A 21,608-nucleotide genomic window follows, 5' to 3' on the forward strand; every position below is an offset into this window, starting at 1 on the left:
GAAACCTCAGATGGCGGCGAAGCGCTGCAGTTAAGAGAGATGCTGGAGCGTATATTCGCCTAAACGCTGCTGACGTGGCGGTTGGGCCTTTGAACGGTGGACGAGATCAGCCGGGAAAAAAGGCGTAGCTTCATTGAAATCGGCAGGGTGTACCCCGCCCACTACCGGGGATCAGAGCAGGCCAGCCTTGGCCCCAACCTGCGATGATAGCAGGTGCCTGGGGCACCTCCAGCACGTCGAGGGTTCTGCATCTTCGTGTCAGCCAATAGCCGACAGTTCGCACCACGTTTGTATTCGCTTTGTCTGCTTTACGACAGACTTAAGTCTTGATGCCTGCACTCAGCCGTCGTTGTTCAGTCCCGGCATTTTCATGGAGCGGATCGAGGGTGAAACGTTCAGGCTGCGAAGTCTATGTCTTGCAGACGAACTCGTAGTGTGAGGCCCTTGAGGGTCTTGAGCCTGCGTGACCTGCCACTGAACTTTCATCCAGCGGCGATTAGAGCCTCGGCGGTTTTGATACGCCAAGTGGCGCGGTGTGAGCAACCGGCAACGCGGATCGTGTCCCAGCACCTGGTGTAGCTGACGGTAGGGAGTAAAGCCGAGCGCCCGCGCGCTTCTCGTTGCGCTGTAGCGGGTGATCGGCTTTGCGGGCGGCCATCAGTGTTTTCCGCTAGGGTCGGGTTGTTCAAGACCAACCTGACGGAAAGATCACCGATGACCAATGACATGATGAACGTGCGTTCGCTTGTTGAGAAGAGTGCCGATGCAGATTTGTTGCGTGAGATGATCGGTCTTGCTGCCGAGCGGCTGATGGAGTTGGAGGTCGGCTCGGCCACGGGTGCTGACTTCGGTGTGAAGAACCCGATGCGGCTCACTCAACGCAATGGCTACCGTGACCGCGATTGGGAGACGCGGGCTGGCACCGTCGAGCTTCGCATTCCGAAGCTGCGCAAGGGCAGCTACTTTCCGAGCTTCCTTGAACCGCGCCGCATGGCAGAGAAAGCTCTGACGGCCGTTATCCAGGAAGCGTATATCCAGGGAATCTCGACTCGTTCTGTCGACGACCTGTGGTGGACGCGACCTATCTCAAGGTCCGGCGTGGCGGCCGCATCGTCTCAGTCGCCGTCATTATCGCGGTCGGCGTCAATAACGACGGTCGGCGCGAGGTCCTGGGTATGGAAGTTGGCACCTCGGAGGCCGAACCGATCTGGACGGAATTCCTGCGCAGGCTGACACGTCGAGGATTACGTGGTGTGAACCTTGTTGTCTCTGATGCACATGAGGGCATCAAGGCTGCCGTTTCCAAGGTTCTCAATGCCACTTGGCAAAGGTGCCGGGTTCACTTCATGAGGAACGTGCTCGCGCATGCTGGAAAGAGCGGCAGGCGGGTCGTATCCGCCTTCATCGCGACGGCCTTTGCCCAGGAGACCCCGGAGGCAGCAAGCCGCACAATGGCGCAGTGTCGCCGATCAAATCAGGCCGAAAGTGCCGAAGCTTGCCACCATCATGGACGACGCTGAAGAGGACGTGCTCGCCTACATGACCTTCCCGAAAGAGCACCGGGCAAAGCTGCACTCGACGAATCCAATTGAGCGTCTCAACGGCGAAATCAAGCGACGCACCGAGGTCGTCGGCATCTTTCCGAACGACGAAGCCATCGTCCGTCTCGTCGGTGCATTGCTGCTCGAACAGAATGATGAATGGGCCGTTCAACGCGCCAGGTATATGACGCTTGAGACCATGGCCCAAATGAGCGATGATCCCCAAATCGGCCTGCCCCGCTGTGATGTCGGGTCAGGAAACGAGCGGGACAGCAGGCTAATACACTGCCCGAATTGCCCCGTGTGGACGGCAAGCGTCAAGCCTTGATGCCAAATTCAAACGGATATGAGTGGGGCTTCGCAGCTGCGGCGAGGTCTCGATAGGGTCCGACAGTAAGCCCGAATGAGTGGGCACAATGGGACTGAAAGTGGGATCACTTGGTGAGCCCGTTGTTCCCGCGCGGAGATCCCGCCGCTATTCTCGCAAATGTCGGACAGCCGCCGCCCTTTGTCGCATTTGTCGAGATCACGACAATCGGTTTGTCCCGCTCTGCTCTACGCACCCGTCAAGCCACGGAGTGGTGCCTGCTTCGCAGTTTTGAATTTGAGAGCGAGCGGGCTACGGCTCCGTCATTGCTGGGGGTCCGATAGCGAAAGCCTGTTCGAGATGCGTGCTTCTCTATCGTCGCACAGGGCGTTTTCAGCATCTTGGGCCCTCTCACCGGTCTGAACAACTGTTTCAGCTTGATCATTTGAGGTTTTCGCAACCGAACGTGCTTGCCGTGGCTGGTCGGCAAGCCGTCGCTCGAACGATCATGGAATGCGATACTAAGTTTTCCGGAATCTGGATTCCAACTGGAATGCAGGAAGACGATCGGTAGTAGCGTTTTTAGCTCGCATTTTACGCTGCATTTTCGAGTGGCACGTCGCTTGCTTCATTTCTCGTGCCGCCGATTCACCGAAACTCAGAAAGAGCCAACGCAAGCTCTATGGTGGTGCGAATTGCCCACTGCTCCCGCGCCCAGACGGCGCGGAACCGTCCTAAAAGCGGCATTAATCTTGGCGAAGGACAATTCAAATCCAAGGGAGAGTAAGATGAGCATCACACGCAGACATGTCATCGTTCAGGGTGGCGTCATTGCAGCAGGCCTGCTCGCCAGCGGCCTACCGGGGACAAAAGCCTTCGCGCAGATACCGTCAATCCCTTGGCGGCGCTCACTGCAGGGCTTGGCCTGGAACGACCCGATCATCGAGACCTATCGCGACGCAGTGCGCCTTCTCAACGCCCTTCCCGCCAGCGACAAATTCAACTGGGTCAACCTCTCGAAAATTCACGGCAGCGGTGACGTCGTCAAATACTGCCCGCATGGCAACTGGTATTTCCTGCCGTGGCACAGGGCCTATACGGCTATGTACGAGCGCATCGTTCGGCACGTGACCAAGAACAACGATTTCGCTATGCCGTTCTGGGACTGGACCGACAATCCGTACCTGCCCGAAGTGTTCACAATGCAAAAGACGCCCGACGGCAAGGACAATCCACTTTATGTTTCGTCGCGCACCTGGCCAATCACGCAGCCGATGCCGGACAATATAGTTGGGCCACAGGTTCTCAACACCATCCTAACGGCGAAGCCATACGAGGTCTTCGGCACCACCCGCCCCCAGGGACAGAACTCACTCGATCCTTCCTGGGTCACCACCAGCAGCGGCACGCAGGGGACGCTGGAATACACACCGCACAATCAGGTGCACAACAATATCGGTGGCTGGATGCCGGAAATGTCGTCGCCCCGCGATCCGATCTTCTTCATGCATCATTGCAACATCGACCGCATCTGGGCGACGTGGAATTTGCGCAACGCCAACAGCACGGATCGGCTCTGGGCCGACATGCCGTTCACCGACAATTTTTACGATGTCGACGGCAACTTCTGGTCCCCGAAGGTCTCTGACCTTTATGTTCCAGAGGAACTCGGATACAATTATGGTTTCCGGACCTACTTCAAGGTCGCGGCGGCGAGCGCCAAAACGCTGGCCCTGAACGATAAACTCACGTCCGTGATCGCGGCGACGGCGACCGATGCTGCAGTCGCCGGCGTGACGACCACCTCCACGGACAACAGCAAGGCGGCAACGGAAAACGTGCCGCTTTCGCTGCCGATCAAGATCCCGGCGGGCGCATTGCAGGAGATCGTCCGCCAACCGCCTCTGCCATCCGGCATGGATACAATGGATTTCGGCGCGGCACAGGAGCAGGCGGCCTCCGCTCCTCGTGTGCTGGCATTCCTGCGCGATGTCGAGATCACCAGTGCCAGCACGACCAGCGTTCGGGTGTTTCTCGGCAAGAACGACCTTAAGGCCGATACGCCCGTCACCGATCCCCATTACGTCGGTTCTTTCGCCGTTCTCGGTCATGACGGCGACCATCATCGCAAACCATCCTTCGTCCTCGATCTGACGGACGCGATCCAGCGGGTTTACGGCGGAAGGGGGCAGACGGATGGCGAGGCCATCGACCTGCAGCTCATTCCTGTCGGATCGGGAGCGGGCAAACCCGGCGCCGTAGAGCCCGCAAAGCTAGAAATAGCCATAGTGTCCGCCTAACATCCGGACTGGCTGGGTTGTGGAGACATCGATGCGCTATCATCGTTGGGTGCTTATCGCTATTCGTGCGGCGGCATTATCGATGCTGCGCATCGTCAGCCCGGTTCAAGCTAACGAGAGCGACATGCGGGCAACGACCAGTAAGCCCGCGACGATAACCATATCGAGCAGAGCAGTCCACTCATCGGCTGATACCAGTGCGCGGGTCGTCCTTACTGTCACTGGTTATGAACCGTCGACTTCAGGACCAGTGACGACGGTCGTTTCGCTTGACTGCGGCAGTAACGTTCGCGAAATTGGTAGGTTTGGTATTTTTCCGAACAAGGCGTTTTCGGTATTGGACGGGGCAAAGCCTCAACGATTTGGGTTTCCCTTGCCCGATGACCCGTCTTGCCGTCAGCCACAGACCGTCATTATCCGGCTGGAGCCTCAAACAGGCGGCGGTTCGGGCGCCAGCATCACTATCAGCGACGCAAGCATCGAATAGATTGGCAGTCGGGGCTGATTTGCCGCTAGCTCCAGAACCTTGGCGGCAATGAAAGTCCGCCGGATAAAATAGAGGGTTTTGATAGGTTGTTGTGACAAAGGTCCAACGCGCAGCGCCTATCGTGGTCAACAGTTTACAGTCTTGCCGCTGCATTCGGCGACTGATGGTCGTCTGCAAGCAGGCAAAGGTTTTTGGCCGACCCGAGACTAGGCTCAAGATAAAGTCGCTCTTAAAGGCATTGAACCAACGACGCGTTCCTAGATCAGTAAAGTGACTCTTCAACCACTTCAGATGCTTGCGCGGAGTCTGTCCGAAAGCTGCATTGACTTCGCACGCGGTCCAAAACCGATTCAGACTGCGCGTTCAATTCAAAACTGAAGATTAGACGTGTGCTTTTAATGGCACTGGATTTGCAAGGACACGGGCGGCGTGCGGCCATAGGTATCGTGATAGAGAGGCGCGGAGGTTAGTCTTGAAACGAAGAGATTTTTCGACTGTTGGGCTCACTGCTCTTCTCGCCGGGATCGTATTCCCGGCTTTTCCCAGCACCGGATTCAGTGAGCAGCGAAAGCCGTCCATCCCCGCACTCCCTGATCAGCGGAAACTTTGGAGTTGGATCAAAAGGCTCAACAGTTTCGGCCCCCGATTGACCGGCAGCCCGGCGCAAGCACGGGCAATCGATTATCTTGCTGGTGAGTTGAGAGGGATGGGCCTTGAGGTGAAGCGCGATCAACTCACGATGCGCCGGTGGATGCCACGAACCACCGCGTTCAAACTGTCAAATGGTGAAGTAATTGAGGTAGCGGCGCCGTTCCCGTATTCCGGGCTTACACCTCCCGGCGGTATCTCGGGTAAGATGGTTCTTTTCAACGGTCGGGTTCAGGCGTTTGAGAAAGCCCGCGGCAAAATTGCGGTGGTGACGGTAAAGCGTCGGGATCTGGCGGCATTCCTCGAACTGGTGACCAATCGACGCGGCAGCCTGCCGGAAGGCATAGACTTTCCCAAAGCCGTAACCACGCCGCTTATCACCGGTTTGCTTGGCGTACCGATCGACAAGGCGCGTGAAGCAGGGGTTTTAGCCGTCGTTTGCATTTTCGAAGGCGTCTCGGAAGTGCAGTTGAAGGGGCAGGTGCTGCCATTCACCACACCGTATTGGGGCTTACCTGCAATATGGGTGGCGCAATCTGAAGGAGAGCGGATCAAAGCCGCGATCAAGCACGGTTTGAGCGGTCGCCTGACCTTGGATGGCACGTTGGAAGACGTTGCGACCGATACGATTTATGCGGTTTTGCCGGGCTGCAACCTGCTTGAGACAATCATCATCAACACCCACACCGATGGACCTAATGCGTGCGAAGAGAACGGCGGTGCTGGGGTACTCGCTCTGGCGCATTATTTCTCCTCGCTACCGAAATCTGCCCGCAACCGAAGCCTCGTCTTCGTACTCGTCACGGGTCATTTCCAGCTTGCCCAGTTCGGCCGCCACGGGAATCAGGCGACGGCGACCTGGCTCGAAATGCATCCAGAATTGTGGGACGGCAAACCCGGCCATGCTAAAGCCGTTGCAGGAGCTACGATTGAGCATCTTGGATGTACCGAGTGGCGAGATGACTTTGCAAAAGGGCACCCCGCGCCCACCGGGAAGCCGGAACTCGATTTGATCTATACCAGTAATAAGTCGATGAGTGGCGTGTACATCGCTGCCGCACGCGGGCGCAAAAAGGTACGCGCGCTGATAGTCGCCCCAGCGGCGGCGCAGGTGATGTTGGGCGAAGGACAGCCATTATACGCATCAGGAATTCCGACGATATCAAGCTGTCCGATACCGGACTATCTTTGCCAGGTCTTGCCGGGCGGAGGCTTGGACCGGCTCGACCCTGATTACGCCTTTCAGCAAGTCGAAACCTTTGCCCGCACGGTCGACTTGCTCGACAGGATGCCGCGTGGTGAGATCGGAATCGTTCCGTTTAACCTGTCCACTGTTATCGGTGATCTGCTGTAAACCTGACCAACACTAACGCCAGCGAAAATGGCGGTGTCACGCGATCGGCACTTTAACTGGCGCCGAGGATCATCTGGCAGTTCACGATAGTGCCGGGTCATAGCCGTCCCATCTGGGCACGCTTCGTCATGCATGAGATGACCGGCCTGCGTTTCCACATCGCGGCCTTCGAGGCTCTCGGCGGCGCTCCGCGGGAGTGCTTTGCGACCGGATGAAGACTGCCGTCATCGGTGAGCGTCAGACAGAAGGCATCGTCTATAAACCATGCCACCACCAGCCTTAGCCCCAACCAAAGCCACGCGGACGGCCGCTGAAACATCCTAGTTGGTGGGATCCCACACCGCAGGCGAATCCATCACCTCCTGTCCTCCGATAGTCTCCAACGAGCTGGGAGAAACTGCTGATCCAGGCTGAATGAAGACTTTGTGTGGCATTCCCTGGCGACGAGCTTGCTGCCCCTCTCCCGGCGTAGCTGGCTGACCCAGTGCTTGGCATAGACATTGCAGGGGATGAATGCGGCGGTAACTCGTTGGGGTCGGAAGTCGTCAAACTGCTTTCCTAGGCGTCGGCATTGCCTACCGAGCACCTCGCCAGACGGAAGCACGATCGATCTGGCACGTATGTATGCGTACGGGATCATAACCATAGAGGAGTTGAAACGATGGCGGATATTCTTACATCTCTAAACCCGCTCCGGTGGATTGAAGCGCCATCCACGGAACTGGAGAGCCAAGTGACCCAAAGTCTATTCCCGATGTTCCAACGCTTGGCGGAAGCGGGCGCTGAAACCGCTAAAATTCTGCAGGTTGCCTTATTGCGCCGCGTGCAAGTCATGTGCGACAGCCACTCTACCCGCCAGGGAAAGCTCTTTACTGAGGCCGAACGTCTTGCCGAGAGTCTACGCGAGGTGCACGGCAATGGGAATTTGGGCTACGCTTGGGCGGAATACCTGCGCGACGCTAGTGAGCGCGCCATATTGTGCATGGATCTTCTCCGACAGCGCGGCGACATCTTCCTCGAACATGAAGCGGCAGGCTGTCCGCCGGTTTTCTTCTGCGACTACGAGACAGTTATGGATGGAAACGATCTGCCCTTGAAATCCAATTACGTGTTACTTCGAATGATCCCGCCCCAAGGTGTTAACGTCGATGACACGAAGCGCCCCTTCATAATCATTTGCCCGCGCGCCGGACATAGTCCCGGCGTCGGTGGCCACAAAGAAGACAGCCAGGTCGGCGTAGCGTTCCGGGAAGGTCACCCGGTTTATTTGGTGTCCTTCCGCCGAGAGCCAGAGGGGGGGGCAGTATCTCTCTAATGTCACGTATGCGGAAGCGGCCTTTGTTCGTGAGGTCATGCGCCTGCATCCGCTTGCCCGCCTTCCAGTCGTAGTCGGCAACTGCCAAGCTGGCTGGGCTACCCTTCTGATGGTTGCGACAAATCTCGACTTAGCTGGCCCGATCATCCTCAACGGATCGCCGGTGACACCTACCTCGGGAAATATCGGTGAAAATACCCTCCGCTACATGGCGGGCCTCTTCGGGGGAGCTTGGATAACCATGTTTTTGTCAGATCTGGGCGGAGGCATCTTCGACGGCGCCCATCTCGTACAGAATTTCTAAACGCTCAATCCCGAGCGCCAGTTATTCATGAAGTATGTCGAACTGTTCCGAGATGTGGATGCGGCGAGCGAAGCCTTCCTTAAGGCTGAGAAGTGGTGGGGCGGCTTCTGCCTGATGCGGGGAGACGAGATCCGCTGGATAGTTGAGCACCTCTTTGTTGGTAATCGACTGGCGCACAACAAGGCGTATGGGGAGCCGGACCGGCGGCATTTCGACCTTAAGAAGATCAGGGCGCCTATTATCATATTTGCCAGTCATGGCGACAATGTAACGCCGCCGCAGCAGGCGCTGAATTGGATCCCCGAAATCTATGACAACGAGGAGGAAATCCGCCTTCTCGGCCAGCACATTATTTATATGGTACACAACGACGTCGGTCACCTCGGTACATTCGTTTCCTCGAGAGTAATCAACAAAGAATACAATGAGGTTGCAAGCACGCTCGAGGCAATTGAGGCGTTGTTGCCTGGCCTTTACGAGATGCGCATCACGGACATTCAAGAAGATGCTGGACACAAGAGCTATAGTGTTGAACTGATCGAGCGCACCTTCGAGAATATCCGTGAGTTTAACGATGGCCATGACGATGGAGGTCCCTTCGCTGCCGTCGCCCGCGTCTCTGAACTGCAAGCGCAGATCTATCACACAGTTGCCCGCCCCTTTGTGCAGGCCGCGGTCACAGACATCTCAGCAGACGCCAGCCGAATGTTCCATCCAAAGCGGCTGGAGCGATCGCTGCTGTCTTCTCAGAATCCGATCATGGTTGGCTATAAGTCAATTTCAGAGCAGGTACGGAACTCCCGGGCGAACGCAGCAGCGGAAAATCCTTTCCTGGCTGCGGAAGCGCTCTATTTCAAGGCTGTCGAACAGGCGATCGTGGTCATGCGCGACTGGCGCGACATGGGTTATGAGCTCGCGTTTCACATGATCTGGAACAACCCTTGGCAGCGATATTTTGACAATCCCCACGAAGCATACCGCAAAGGGACGACACTTGACGATATGAGATGGCAGCCGGACATCGCCAATGCGCTCAGGAGGATCGCGATCGGCGGACTCGCCGATGCCATCATCCGTATGGTCGTACTCCTGGTGAGCGATCGTGGCGGGATCCGACGCGACCGCCTGGCGCGCTGGTCACGGGTGCTGACCGAGGACGAGCCCTTCCGCTCACTAAGCGCTGATCATTTGGCCGAAATCACTCGCGTGCAGACGGCTATCGTCACCTTTGAGCCGGAGCAAGCAATGGAGACGCTGCCGCTGTTGCTAACGGAACCGAGGCAACGGCAACTCGCTTATGCAGCCGCTTGCTATATCCCGGGCTCCAGGGCGGAGATGTCATCGAGTACTGTTGCCATGCTACAGCGCTTCGCGGACGTGCTTGGCCAGCCATCGATCGTCGATGTGATTGAGGATCCGCTGGCAGTGACATAGTTTGTTCGTAGAGTAGCGTCTCGATCTCACCGAATCACATAATTATTGGTTTTCGCTCGTTGGTCACGGAGGCGCTTGAAACAATTCCATCGCAAATTCAGCCAGGACCGCAGATCGGAAAATTGCCATTGGACATCCGTCCTTTACAACGCAACGATGCCGTAATCCGGTTCAGTGATCGGGCCGGCAGAGGGCGGATTGAAACTGTGGAGGAAGGCTCTCGTCATAGGGCTGGCGCTCGCTGCAAATCATCGTGATCGAACGCACTGGCCATACGGTTGATCTCGGCTGACCGCGCACCGACCGCCTTGGCGGTCTCGCGCCACCTTGCGGTGTCGCGACTTCCTTAATGATCGCGCGAGCCTCGGCGAGCGTTAGGGCGTAGAGCCCTGCAGCTTCTTCCAGCAGGTCAAGGGAGCAGGTGCCTTCATCAAGATCAATGTTTGTCGTCAGCGCGCGCGCCTTGACATCCGTAGGCACTGGATTGAGGTCATAGGCAGGGGACAACGACCAGCTGGCTTTATTGAGCCACAGAAAGCCGTGATTTTTCTCCCCAGCTCAGAGCTAGAGCGGGCTGCAGCGAGAAGCGGCCGGGGTCCTCGAGCCAGGCACGATCATACTCAAACACGATTGTTTCGGCACCACGGGCGCGATTGCTCCGGGCCAGATGGGACGTGTGCGGCCGTGAAGGTCGAGATGAACTTCGAAATCAGCCATCGCGTGACGATCCCGGTGATCGCCTTGGGTGAGCGTGCTTGGGCAACTCTGCATTGGCCAGAGACTGGCCGACGCTGTCGTTACGGATGTCGGCGACTTGGCTCAGCCCATCTAGCAGGCCGAGTGCCTGGAGGACGCCTGCATAGATGCCGATGCTGACATTGGTGTCGCCGGCCTCGATCTTTTGAAGCGTTGAGCGTGAGGTGAAGGCACGTTCGGCTACTACCGCCATAGGCAGGCGGCGACGTCGACGTGCGTCGTGGATGTCTGCGCCCAGTTTGCGCAGCGCGCGCCGCACAGCGGCCGGAGCGTTGTGAGGTGTCGGAATTTGTCACCTTCGCACTACAGATTGCACTAGATATGTAGCACGAAGGTTACAATTTTTCAAGAGAGATGGTCAGAGAGAAAAGTGGTTAGAATGGGAATCGCGGGAGCGATAGCGCAAGTACGAGCCAGGCTGGCAGGCGAAGAAAGATGGCGGATCTTGAGGTGCTCAAGATCGATGCCGCCTCCGGACTGGAAGCGCGATCGGAACCACTATCGTCTGCTGATGCGGCTTTTGCCGATTGCCAAGCTGCACCCGGCCCTTAGTCGAACGGGTGCTCCTGGAAGATGCGGTGGTGTCGGTGACCGTGGACACCTCGTCGATCAGGGTCGCAACCGTGGCTGGTTTTGAGAAATCGGCGGGCGGACATTGTCGGCCATCAGGACACCAATTGAACTAGGCCATTTGGACTAGAATTTCCACTTATGGCGCGCCAACCGATCGGTTCCTCATGGATCGGGAAGCCGACCTCTACACAGCGGGCTCAATCCTCTAGAATAGTTGCTAATGACCGCTCATCAGACAATCTGATTGAAAGTTCCCCGCGAAGCAGCCATATATTTAGCTCAAATTCATTAGTGCTACGTAGGACATTGATCATGGTAGATGTGGAGCTGCAGGTCGCTCGGCAAAATGCCTCTCTTCGAGTGCAAGTCGAAGAAAGGCTCAGACAGGCTATTGCGACGGGCAAGTTCAAGCCGGGGCAAAGGCTCGTCGAGCGCGAGCTTTGCGAAATGATCGGCGTGGGTCGCACGTCCGTCCGTGAAGCGCTTCGGCAGCTTGAGGCAGAGGGATTGATCACAAGCTTCCCCCACAAGGGTCCAGTTGTCAGTATCATAACCTATGAGGAGGCCGCTCAGCTCTACACCGTCCGCGCGCTGCTCGAGGGGTTTGCTGGTCAGCAGTTCGCCGAAAATGGAACGGCGGAAGATATTGCCACTTTGCAAGATGCCGTTAGAGAATTCGAAGCGTCGGCGGAAAGCGGCGTGGGACACAGGCTCATCGCTGCCAAAAACGCCTTCTATGACTGCTTGATGGATGGCAGCAAAAACGTCTTCGTCAGGCAAATGCTAACATCGCTGCACAACCGGATCAATCTTCTGCGCATGACTTCGATGACACAACCGGGGCGCCTCAAACATAGCATTGCAGAAATCAAAGAGATTGCCGAAGCGATCCAAAATCGCAACGGACCCAGGGCTGCGGCCGCTTGTAAGCACCACATTGATATGGCTGCGAAAGTCGCACTCGAGTACCTGCGCAACAACACCTCAGGCTGATGCCATAAGATTTTCTGAAAATTGACAGATTGTCTGATGCTGGAGGTGGCCGGGTGTAATTAAATCCTTCAGGGCACGGTGCTTTTGACAACGCAACAACCTCTCTGGTGTCCATCGGACGATAAGATGGGTGCTGCTTGCACGGTCATTTTAAGTGAGGTGATTGAAGAAGCGACGGCAAAATTGGCGTCGTAGCGAGGGAGGGCCGGCCCAAGCATGAATTTTCCGATTGACAGATTGTCTGATAGGTCGTTAACTACTCCTCACTAACGGAGGTAGCTGATTGTGCTTGCCTCACATTCGGGAGCGGGACGTTGTCACCACGAAAAAATCTGCGCGTCGCCTTTATTGGTCTCGGCGCAATGGGCGGGCCGATGGCACAACATCTGTTGTCGGCTCAATTCGAAGTCACTGGCTTTGATCTATCGGCCGAGGCTAGGGAAAGGTTCGCGGCCGTCGGCGGCGTTCCGGCAGAGACGGTAGCGGAAGCATTCAATGGGGCCGATGTTGCGGTTACCATGCTTCCCAACGGCAAGGTTGTTCAAGACGCGCTCTTCAAGGATGGGGCCTGGCAATCCCTGAGTGCTGACGCGCTTGTCATCGACATGAGCTCATCGGCGCCCAATGATACTCGTGAGCTCGCAGAACGCTTGCATCAGAAGGGCTTGCGGCTGGTCGATGCTCCCGTGTCAGGCGGAGTGAAGCGAGCCGTCGAAGGCTCTCTTACTATCATGGCAGGCGGTGCTTCTGACGATATCGATCAAGCTGATCCCATCCTGTGCGCCATGGGCGGCCAGATTTTTAGGACAGGCCCGATCGGCTCAGGGCACGCCATGAAAGCCATCAACAATTTCGTATCGGGAGCCGGGGTTCTGGCAGCTATCGAAGGCGTTCTTCTTGGCCGAACGTTTGGTCTCGATCCTAGAACGATCGTCGATATTCTCAACTCGTCGTCTGGCAAGAACAACGCAACAGAAGTGAAGATGAAGCAGTTCATCCTCTCGGAGACTTTTGGCTCTGGTTTTGCTTTGGGGCTTATGGCGAAAGACATTAGGATTGCAGCGGACTTGTCGAAGGCGCTCAATCTCCAGCTGCCGACATTGGCCGGTACCGCTGATGCCTGGGATGCTGCTCGGCATGCTTTAGGCCCCGATGTCGACCATACGAAAATTGCGCAGTTCGTGAAAGATCAGGCCTGACCGCGAAAAACTACGCCAAACTGACAGTTGAAAATTGTCTGATAATCTGTCAAATATGATGAAGGGAGCGAAACCCAATGGCCACTTTGGACAGGAAAGATAAGGGGTCTAAGGCCGGCGAGCGAACAGCTCCATCGGAGCAGTTCAAGCGCGGACTTGCTACTCGTCGGCAGGTGATGGGGGACGCTTACGTTGATGCGGCCCTCGGAAAGGCGACCGACTTCACCTGGCCGATGCAGGAACTCGTCACCGAGTATTGTTGGGACAATATCTGGAACCGACCTGGCCTCGACCGTCGCGCTCGATCGATCCTCAACCTTGGAATGATAGCGGTTTTAAACCGACCGCACGAGCTCAGAGGCCACATCCGCGGCGCCATCAACAACGGTGTTACGAAACAGGAGATCCAGGAGATCTTCCTTCAGGTGGCTATCTACGTTGGTGTGCCAGCAGGCATCGACAGTTTCAGGCATGCCCAGGAAGTATTCACCGAAATGGGCATTTGAGAATGTGCTGTCCCGTGAGGGGGCATGTACAACATGCGCGGAGTTCTCAGCGCTTATCAACAAGGGAGGAGCCTAAAATGGCGATAGATCTCAAGAAATTCATAGAATTCGTGCGGGAGGATTTCGAGTTCAAGCGCGAAACTCGTTATCTTAACGGTATATTAAAATGCGATTTCCCTACCCGCAGTGTAGCGCTTCATTTCGAGGACGGTACGTTGCTAAAGGTGGAAGAGGCCGAATACGACGACGACAAGTGCACTATCGTCATACGCGGGACCGGTTCACAGTGGGAGGCGCTGCTTCAGCACAAACCCTTGCCGTTTTATCAGTGCTTGCAGTCATCAAACATCAAGCATGGCCTCTACCTTAGCAGTAACAACGAAACCTTCGCGTATCTGCCTGCTCTCAACCGCATGACCACCCTGATGCGCAATGCCCGTTCTGAAGGAGCAGCAGCATGACCAAGTTTGACCCCATTATCGGCCGTTATCTCTATCTCACCGTAGAAGGTATCGAGTACCGCGTCTATTACGAAGAAGCGGGCCAGGGGATTCCGCTTCTCGTCGGTCATACGGCAGGGTCCGACGGTCGCCAATACCGTCATATGCTTTGCGATTCCGACGTGACGAAAAATTTTCGCGTCATCGCGTTCGATCTGCCGTATCACGGCAAGTCCCTTCCCCCCTACGGCGTTCGCTGGTGGGAGAAGGAATACAACATGACCAAGAAGTTCATGATGGACTTCCAGCTCGAACTCTCAAAAGCGCTCGACCTAGACCGCCCCGTTTATTTGGGCAGCTCCATGGGCGGCCATCTCGCGATCGACCTGGCATCGAACTATCCGGACAACTTCCGCGCCACGATCTCGGTCGAAGGTGCGTTGCGCTCGGCGGCGGAGTACGTCGACGTCGGTATGGCTGGCATCCGCAGGGAGTTCGACAATCCAAACGTCAATCGCACCTCCATCGGTGCGGCGATGATGCTGAATATCTCACCGTACTCGCCAGAAGCGAATGTCCGTGAAATCCAGTGGGAATACAGCTGCGGTGGACCGGGAATCTTCGCGGGTGATCTTTATTACTACTACTACGACCACGATGTGTCGCCAGAAGAAGCCAGCAAAATCGATACGTCGAAATGTATGCTATACTTCCTCACGGGCGAATACGATCCAAACACGTCCCCGGCCGATACCAAGATTGCTGCAGACCTGGTCAAAGGCTCCAAGTTTTGGACAATGGAAAAGCTCGGACATTTTCCCGTTACTGAGGACTATAGCGAGTTCCGGAAGTATCTGTTGCCGATTCTTGAGGAGATCCAACAGTCATCAGCAGCCCGGTCTAAGGTTGCCTGATCCTTTTCTCGGGAGGAGAACTTCAATGAGGTGCATTCTGAATGTCACACTTGGGGCGCTGATCTCGGTTAGCGCCCTGGCGACAACCGCTTACGCGGATGGTGTCGATCAGCTACCGGCTACAGAAAAGAAGATCTATGAAACTGTAGATCCGCAGATTCCATTGGGGGCGAGCGCCTACAAAGACTTCAAGCCCAAAAAGGGTCCTCCGTGGAAGATCGGCTATGCAAGCAGCTACGCTGGCAACACCTGGCGAGCCGCAGCTCTCGATGCGGTCATGAGCGATCTTTTACCGCGATCAAAGGCTGCGGGCCTGGTGTCTGATGTCGTGGTCACCCAGTCGGATCTTAAAGACGCCGTTCAGATCCAGCAGATGCGTCAAATGGTGGACGAAGGCGTCGATGCAATCATCATCTGCTGCTCGAACGTCACGGCTCTTAATCAGACGATCGAATATGCCTACAAAGCCGGTGTGCCGGTGTTCTCATTTTCGGGCTACGTGACGTCGCCATACGCCATCAATGGCGCGGCCAATCACGCGCAGGGCGGTGCCGAGATGGCGACGTGGCTGGCGGAAAAAATAGGAAAGAAGGGCAATATCCTTCTCGTTTCTGGTATTCCCGGTTTCGCTTCTTCGGACAGCTTTGACAAAGCGGCTAAGGAAGCACTTGCTAAGTACCCCGACATAAAGATCGTCGGTGAAGTTGCAGGGAAGTGGACCGACCAGGTGGCCCAGGTCGAAGTTCAGAAGTTTCTTGCGACGAACCCGACGAAGATTGATGGGATCCTCACGCAGGGGGCCCAAGAGAACGGCGTTCTCAACGCAATGCTGCAGTCAGGTCGAGACATGATCCCGATTACTCTCGGGGGGGAAGCTTCCGCCGCGTGCTACTGGCGCAAGAACCCCGAGTTTGTGGACAGGAGTTTCCATATTTGGCCGCCGCGTCGCGAGATGCAACAGATGTGGGAGATCATGCTCCGCACATTGGAGGGACAAGGCCCTAAGGTTCAGTCCTTCCTTCGACCCGTCTTGCCTTACACCATCGATGAAGTCCGCGCGGCAATACCAGAAGATTGCGACTTGAACTCGACAGACTTCGTGGAGCCCAAGGCGGACGGGTGGTTTCCTGCTGCGATTGCTGCAGACTACTTCGAACGCCCGGCTAATCCCTGGAAGCCTGTGTCGAAGTGAAACTGTTCTGCCCGGTGGGTCTTGCCACCGGACAGAAGTTTCTCTTGTGGGAGGACCGCCTCGCGCGGCCGTTGGGATTAGAGGATCTCCGATGCAAAACCAAACTACGATCAAGTTGATCAATGTTGCCAAGTCTTTCGGCGAGACTAAGGCCTTAAAGAAGTGTGATTTTGAAGCCCGGGCCGGAGAAGTGCACGCCATCGTCGGAGAGAATGGAAGTGGCAAAAGCACGATGGCGAAGATCATGTCTGGAGTGTTGCACCCAGATTCCGGGAGCGTTTCGGTCCTTGGAGAAGAGATTTCGACTCCGACTGACGCCAAGCGCATCGGGCTGACAACGATCTTCCAGGAAGTGCTGGTGGCCGACGAGGCCAGTGTATTGGAAAACCTGTATGTCGGGCGCGACGGCATCTTCCGCTCGCAGGGCGGCAGTGGTCGGCGTACCGAGGCTGAGGAGATCCTGAAACGCCTCGTCGGCAAGCCCGTGGATCTCGATCAGAACGTTGGGGCATTGCCTCTGAGCGTCAAGCAATGGATAGTTATTGCGCGAGCGGTCTTGCGCAGGCCGAAGGTCCTCATCCTCGATGAATCGTCTGCGGCATTAGACCTCGATTCCACGATCCGCCTCCACGAGGAAATTGATCGTCTCCGTAGGGAAGGTGCGACCGTGCTGATCGTAACGCATCGGATCGCTGAACTTGTCCGCATCGCCGATCGAGCCACGATCCTTCGCGACGGCGTCACCATTGGTACGCTCGAGAAGCATGAAATAACTGAAGAGAACCTGCTTTCAATGATGACGCCCGCGGACCGAAACGCAAGCGACGCGAAGGCGTACGAATCAAAGCAAGTAGGCGCCGCCGCGCCGGCCGTGGTAGCGGTAAGAGACCTCGTTACTCACAGCGCGGCAGCGCCCTTCGATTTCGATCTACCGAAAGGAGCGATCATCGGTGTTGCAGGACTCGACGGGCAGGGGCAGGACGCTTTCGTACGCGCCGTTGCGGGTATCATCCAGCCTTTTGGTGGTAATGTCCAAGTCTGGTCATCCAGCACCGAGAGAATGAAAAAGGTCGCATCGCTCGAAGACGCTACCAAAGCAGGAATCTCGTATATTTCCGGCGACCGCAAGCGTGAAGGTATCTTCCCTCAGCAGAGCATCTTCGAAAATCTTGCCATCGGCGTCTATCGAAAGAACCTCGGTCCTCTTGGTATAATCAATAAGGCCGGCCTCAAACCCATGTTCAAACGCGAGGTGGATCGGCTCCGGATTAAGATTGGAAGTCCGGCGAACAAGATCACCTCACTGTCGGGCGGAAATCAGCAAAAAGTTTTGATCGGCCGTGCCTTTGCAAACGAACCGTCCGTCATCGTCCTTAACGATCCCGCTCGCGGTGTCGACCTCGGAACGAAGCGCGATCTCTACCGCGAACTGCGCCTGTTCACGGAGAAGGGTGGCAGCGTGATTTATCTATCAAGCGAAATCGAAGAGTTCATCGGCTTTGCGGACCGCGTCGACGTCTTCTTTGCTGGAAGGCTTTTCCGGTCGCTAGCAGGCGAGGACATAGCGGAAGAGCCAATCTTGGCCGCAATGTTTGGAAAATCGCCAAACGCCTCCATCGAGTTCGATCTGGAAAGGACTGCATGATGTCTGGAATCGCATTCCGTCAAATCACCCAGGACCGTTCCCTCTTCGTGCCGGCCGGCCTATTCATTGTCCTTTTGGTCGCCGTTGCCCTACGCGGACACGGGCTATTCACGAACAACGGCCTCGCAGGTGCAATCCTTGTCGCCACGCCCTTGATTCTAACGGCGCTTGCCCTCACCCCCATTGTCATGGCGGGTCGTGGAGCAGTGGACCTTTCAGTTGGCCCCTTGATGGGGTTCATCAACGTTACCCTTATTACCTGGCTTGTGGGTAACGGAATTACCAACCCTATCGCAGTGATAGTATGGGCAGTCGGCCTGGGAGCGGCATTCCAGCTACTCCAGGCGCTGGTTATCATTTATGTGCGTGTCGCTCCGATAATCGTTACGCTGTCGGGTTTTCTTGTCCTCTCCGGGTTGAACCTGATGGTGATGTCCCGACCGGGTGGAGTCGCGCCCGACTGGATGCTTAGCTGGGGGGCGGGGACCGACATCATGTCACCTGTTTTGCTGTTGCTGGTTGCAGCGTATGCATTATGGCTCCTTCTCAGGGGGACTATGTTTTACCGCAACCTTCGCATGACGGGTGCGGATGAGCGCATGGCGTATACGAGCGGCGTTCGAGTGGACGCAGTCCGCATCATCGCCCACGTTGTTGGTGGAGCATTCGCTGGACTTGCCGCCCTCAGCTACACGGCGCTGATCTCCTCTGGTGATCCGACGCAGGGCAGCACCTACACCCTTCAGGCTGTTACGGCCCTGGTTCTCGGAGGTGCGAGCCTCTCCGGTGGTCGTGGTGGAGCACTTGGATCTACGCTTGGCGCGATCAACATGTTCCTCATCTCCTATCTCCTCTCCACCTTCAACTTCGGCACGGTTTCGGGGTTCGTTACCCAGATGGCATTCGGCTTAATCCTCGTCGGATCACTTCTCGTGAACGTCTTTGTCATCAGTCGCCGCGCGGTTGTGTAAGGAGCAAGATAATGGTCGCGACAGTTATGAATTCCGAAATCAAATCGGCTCAGAAGTCTAACCCGCTCAAGGCTCATCGGAGCATCGTCATTGGCTTTGTTCTTCTGGCCTCTCTCTTAGCACTCGGTGCATTGCTGGTCCCCGGCTTCGTATCATCCCAAAACGCGCGTTCAATCCTTCTTCTCGCAGCGTTTCTGGGGCTTGCCTCCATTGGCCAGACCCTGTGCGCTCTGGTCGGTGCGCTCGATCTTTCGATACCATATATTATTGGAGGCGCGAACATCCTCCTTCCCAGCCTTATGGTCGCAGGTATTCCCGCTCCCCTCGCGATGCTGGTTGTCATGCTCCTCGGTGCGCTTGTCGGGGCCGCCAATGGCGCCCTGAGCTTCCGTCTCCAAGGGCAAGCGCTGATCATGTCGCTCGGAGTTGGCTTCGCGGCCGTCGGTGCGGTCCAGATCTACACCTCACTCGGCTCGGCGTTTGGTGGTACAGTGTTTGCTCCGGTACCCGAATGGCTGAGGAACATTTCGGCGTTCAACGGAAAGTTTTTCGGCCTGTCGCTGCCTCCGGTCATCGTGATCTGGGCTATCGTCGCCATCGCGCTTGGATGGTTCATGTACAACACCTGGTTTGGCCGCAGCATTTACGCCGTCGGCGGAAGCCGGACGGCGGCCGCCCGCCTCGGAATCTCCGAATTCAAGGTCTGGACCGTCATCCATAGCGTCAGCGGTGCCATGTCTGCAATCACGGGCATGCTGCTACTAGGGTTTTCCGGTGGTGGCTTCGTCGGCGTGGGCGACCCTTATCTTTTCACCACCGTAGCAGCGGTGGTGATTGGAGGGACGTCGCTTCTTGGTGGGGCGGGCGGCTATGGCGCGACAGTGCTCGGTGTTCTTGTCCTGACTGTACTGACCTCGCTTCTAGTTGGCCTCGGACTGAACTTTCCGGCGCAGCAGGCTGTCGTCGGTCTGCTCATCGTTCCGATGGTCGCGATATACGCACGGTCACCACACATTCGAAATCAGATATGATCAATGCATAGAAAGGAAGATCCATGGCAATCTCCAGCACCCTGCTAGGCCGTTTGAAGGACCAGACTCTCGTTCGCGAGCAGATGCTGGTTGGAGGAAAGTGGTCGAGCGAAGGGGTAAACGGCACACGCATCAACGTGCTAAACCCCTCCACGATGGACGTCCTTGCCTCTTTGCCTAGCGCTGGCCTTGCTGAAGTGCGAGCCTCTATCGATGCTGCAAAGGCTGCACAGAAGAAGTGGGCTAGGGTTTCGGCGAAGGAACGCTCGCTGATCATGCGGAAGTTCTACGAAGAGGTGGTAGCTAACGCTGAAGACCTGGCCGTAATTCTGACATCGGAAATGGGCAAGCCACTGGCGGAAGCGCGTGGCGAGATTGCTTACGGCGCTTCCTACATCGAATGGTTCGGTGAGGAAGCCAAGCGTGTCTATGGTGACACCATTCCAGGTCACCAGGCCGACAAGCGACTGCTTGTCATCAAGCAGCCGGTTGGCGTTGTGGCCGCCATCGCTCCTTGGAACTTTCCGTCGGCGATGGTGTGCCGCAAGATCGCGCCGGCGCTCGCGTCCGGCTGCGCGATCGTATTCAAGCCTGCTGCCGAGACTCCGTTATCGGCGCTTGCATTGGCGATCCTCGCGGAGCGTGCCGGAATACCCGATGGCTTGTTCAGCGTCCTCCCGACGGATAATGCAAGAATGTTTGGCGAGGAGGTCTGCTCCAACCCGGTCGTCAAGAAACTGACCTTCACCGGTTCGACCGAAGTTGGCCGTATCTTGATGGCGCAAGGCGCCCAGAAGATCATGAAGCTGAGCCTGGAACTCGGCGGCAATGCGCCGTTTATCGTTTTCGACGATGCAGATCTCGACCAGGCGGTCGAGGGGGCTATGCTTTCTAAGTTTCGTAACGCGGGTCAAACCTGCGTGTGCGCGAACCGTATTTACGTACAGAGCGGGATCCATGACAGGTTCGTCGAGAAGCTGGCAATGCGCGTGAGTGCCTTGCAGGTTCTTGACGGGTTTGAGAGCGGGGCGACGATCGGCCCGTTGATCAACGATGAAGCGGTAGCAAAGCTCTATGGTCATATCGATGACGCTGTGACCAAGGGTGCGACTGTCGTGGTTGGTGGTGACCGCGATGCTCGCGGAGGCACGTTCGTCCAACCAACGCTTCTCTCGGGTGCCACAAAGGATATGAAGGTTGCGCGTGAGGAAACCTTCGCGCCTCTGGCTCCGGTGTTCAAGTTCGATACTGTCGAGGAAGTCATCGAACTCGCGAACGATACGGAATTCGGCTTGGCAGCCTACTTTTTCGCCAACGACCTCAGGAACGTTTGGAAGGTCACAGAGGCGCTGGAATACGGCATGGTTGGCGTGAACACGGGTCTGATTTCCACCGAATTAGCGCCATTCGGCGGCGTCAAGCAATCCGGCTTCGGCCGAGAGGGCTCAAAGTACGGAATGGATGACTTCTTATCCATGAAATACGTCTGCATGGGCGGGATCGGCGCATAGCGATCGCCCAAGGGTCGCTCGCCGACTGAACTTAAAGGGGGAGAGGTCTGTTGAATAGAGGCAGGACAGCAACATCCTCTCCGCCGGTTGCGAGGTCTCAAAAGGCTGGACTTTTCTAGAGGTTTCGCGGGAGCTGTCCTACGGATCTTCCCTTCCGACCCCTTCTGGGGCCGGCCTTGCAGACGAG

General features: G+C 56.5%; 15 protein-coding genes and 5 pseudogenes. 17 read left to right on the plus strand and 3 right to left on the minus strand.

Annotated elements, in window-relative coordinates:
* Window positions 1-339: 339 nt before the first annotated feature.
* Window positions 340-464, minus strand: a pseudogene (locus AM571_RS37595) (IS481 family transposase); the annotation flags it as partial.
* Window positions 465-714: 250 nt separating this feature from the next.
* On the opposite strand from AM571_RS37595, the pseudogene AM571_RS23025 reads away from it, so the two are divergent.
* The 7 genes and pseudogenes from AM571_RS23025 to AM571_RS23045 all read left to right on the plus strand — a co-directional run bounded on the left by AM571_RS23025 (window position 715) and on the right by AM571_RS23045 (window position 9,690).
* Window positions 715-1,869: pseudogene (locus tag AM571_RS23025) on the plus strand (IS256 family transposase).
* 767 nt (window positions 1,870-2,636) lie between these two features.
* Window positions 2,637-4,148, plus strand: coding sequence for a tyrosinase family protein (locus tag AM571_RS23030; RefSeq protein ID WP_004668600.1), 1,512 nt, complete (start codon window positions 2,637-2,639; stop codon window positions 4,146-4,148).
* A 31-nt stretch (window positions 4,149-4,179) separates the two neighbouring features.
* Entirely contained in the window at window positions 4,180-4,635 is a 456-nt protein-coding gene (locus tag AM571_RS23035; protein ID WP_004668602.1) for a hypothetical protein, read from the plus strand.
* Between the two features lie 472 nt (window positions 4,636-5,107).
* Window positions 5,108-6,637: a hypothetical protein gene (locus AM571_RS23040; protein WP_004668604.1), complete on the plus strand. Its 1,530-nt coding sequence runs from the start codon at window positions 5,108-5,110 to the stop codon at window positions 6,635-6,637.
* Window positions 6,638-6,702: 65 nt separating this feature from the next.
* A pseudogene (locus AM571_RS36525) lies at window positions 6,703-6,896 on the plus strand (IS21 family transposase); the annotation flags it as partial.
* Window positions 6,897-7,298: 402 nt separating this feature from the next.
* The gene (locus tag AM571_RS37965) at window positions 7,299-7,952 is read left to right on the plus strand and encodes a DUF3141 domain-containing protein (RefSeq protein WP_004668605.1); all 654 of its coding nucleotides are present in this window, start codon (window positions 7,299-7,301) and stop codon (window positions 7,950-7,952) included.
* A gap of 37 nt (window positions 7,953-7,989) precedes the next feature.
* Window positions 7,990-9,690 (plus strand): annotated as a pseudogene (locus AM571_RS23045) (DUF3141 domain-containing protein).
* 223 nt (window positions 9,691-9,913) lie between these two features.
* Here AM571_RS23045 and AM571_RS37600 read toward each other — a convergent pair.
* Together AM571_RS37600 and AM571_RS23055 are read right to left on the minus strand one after the other, a co-directional pair.
* A pseudogene (locus AM571_RS37600) lies at window positions 9,914-10,239 on the minus strand (HipA domain-containing protein); the annotation flags it as partial.
* Window positions 10,240-10,399: 160 nt separating this feature from the next.
* Window positions 10,400-10,735 carry a helix-turn-helix domain-containing protein gene (locus AM571_RS23055; RefSeq protein ID WP_026188835.1) on the minus strand — a complete coding sequence of 112 codons (336 nt, stop codon included), beginning with the start codon at window positions 10,733-10,735 and terminating at the stop codon, window positions 10,400-10,402.
* 596 nt (window positions 10,736-11,331) lie between these two features.
* Between AM571_RS23055 and AM571_RS23060 the strand changes: the two genes are divergently transcribed.
* The 10 genes from AM571_RS23060 to AM571_RS23105 all read left to right on the plus strand — a co-directional run bounded on the left by AM571_RS23060 (window position 11,332) and on the right by AM571_RS23105 (window position 21,421).
* On the plus strand, window positions 11,332-12,012 hold the full coding sequence (locus tag AM571_RS23060; RefSeq protein WP_004668612.1) for a GntR family transcriptional regulator: 681 nt from the start codon (window positions 11,332-11,334) through the stop codon (window positions 12,010-12,012).
* Between the two features lie 314 nt (window positions 12,013-12,326).
* Complete coding sequence (locus tag AM571_RS23065; RefSeq protein WP_004668614.1) at window positions 12,327-13,211, plus strand: NAD(P)-dependent oxidoreductase; 885 nt, start codon at window positions 12,327-12,329, stop codon at window positions 13,209-13,211.
* Window positions 13,212-13,288: 77 nt separating this feature from the next.
* The gene (locus AM571_RS23070; protein ID WP_004668619.1) at window positions 13,289-13,717 is read left to right on the plus strand and encodes a carboxymuconolactone decarboxylase family protein; all 429 of its coding nucleotides are present in this window, start codon (window positions 13,289-13,291) and stop codon (window positions 13,715-13,717) included.
* A gap of 77 nt (window positions 13,718-13,794) precedes the next feature.
* Entirely contained in the window at window positions 13,795-14,178 is a 384-nt protein-coding gene (locus AM571_RS23075) for a hypothetical protein (RefSeq protein WP_004668622.1), read from the plus strand.
* Window positions 14,175-15,071 (plus strand): alpha/beta fold hydrolase, encoded by an 897-nt coding sequence (locus tag AM571_RS23080; RefSeq protein WP_004668623.1) that lies wholly within the window; start codon window positions 14,175-14,177, stop codon window positions 15,069-15,071. The genes AM571_RS23075 and AM571_RS23080 overlap by 4 nt, the downstream gene beginning before the upstream one ends.
* A gap of 25 nt (window positions 15,072-15,096) precedes the next feature.
* On the plus strand, window positions 15,097-16,263 hold the full coding sequence (locus AM571_RS23085; RefSeq protein WP_004668626.1) for an ABC transporter substrate-binding protein: 1,167 nt from the start codon (window positions 15,097-15,099) through the stop codon (window positions 16,261-16,263).
* 91 nt (window positions 16,264-16,354) lie between these two features.
* Window positions 16,355-17,908, plus strand: a complete 1,554-nt coding sequence (locus tag AM571_RS23090; protein ID WP_004668627.1) for a sugar ABC transporter ATP-binding protein — start codon at window positions 16,355-16,357, stop codon at window positions 17,906-17,908.
* Window positions 17,905-18,879, plus strand: coding sequence for an ABC transporter permease (locus AM571_RS23095; RefSeq protein WP_008534336.1), 975 nt, complete (start codon window positions 17,905-17,907; stop codon window positions 18,877-18,879). The genes AM571_RS23090 and AM571_RS23095 overlap by 4 nt, the downstream gene beginning before the upstream one ends.
* Window positions 18,880-18,890: 11 nt before the next feature.
* Entirely contained in the window at window positions 18,891-19,910 is a 1,020-nt protein-coding gene (locus AM571_RS23100) for an ABC transporter permease (protein WP_004668632.1), read from the plus strand.
* Window positions 19,911-19,933: 23 nt separating this feature from the next.
* The gene (locus AM571_RS23105) at window positions 19,934-21,421 is read left to right on the plus strand and encodes an NAD-dependent succinate-semialdehyde dehydrogenase (RefSeq protein WP_004668634.1); all 1,488 of its coding nucleotides are present in this window, start codon (window positions 19,934-19,936) and stop codon (window positions 21,419-21,421) included.
* The last annotated feature ends 187 nt before the right edge of the window (window positions 21,422-21,608 follow it).

This window comes from Rhizobium etli 8C-3 (genome assembly GCF_001908375.1).
Classification (GTDB): domain Bacteria; phylum Pseudomonadota; class Alphaproteobacteria; order Rhizobiales; family Rhizobiaceae; genus Rhizobium; species Rhizobium etli_B.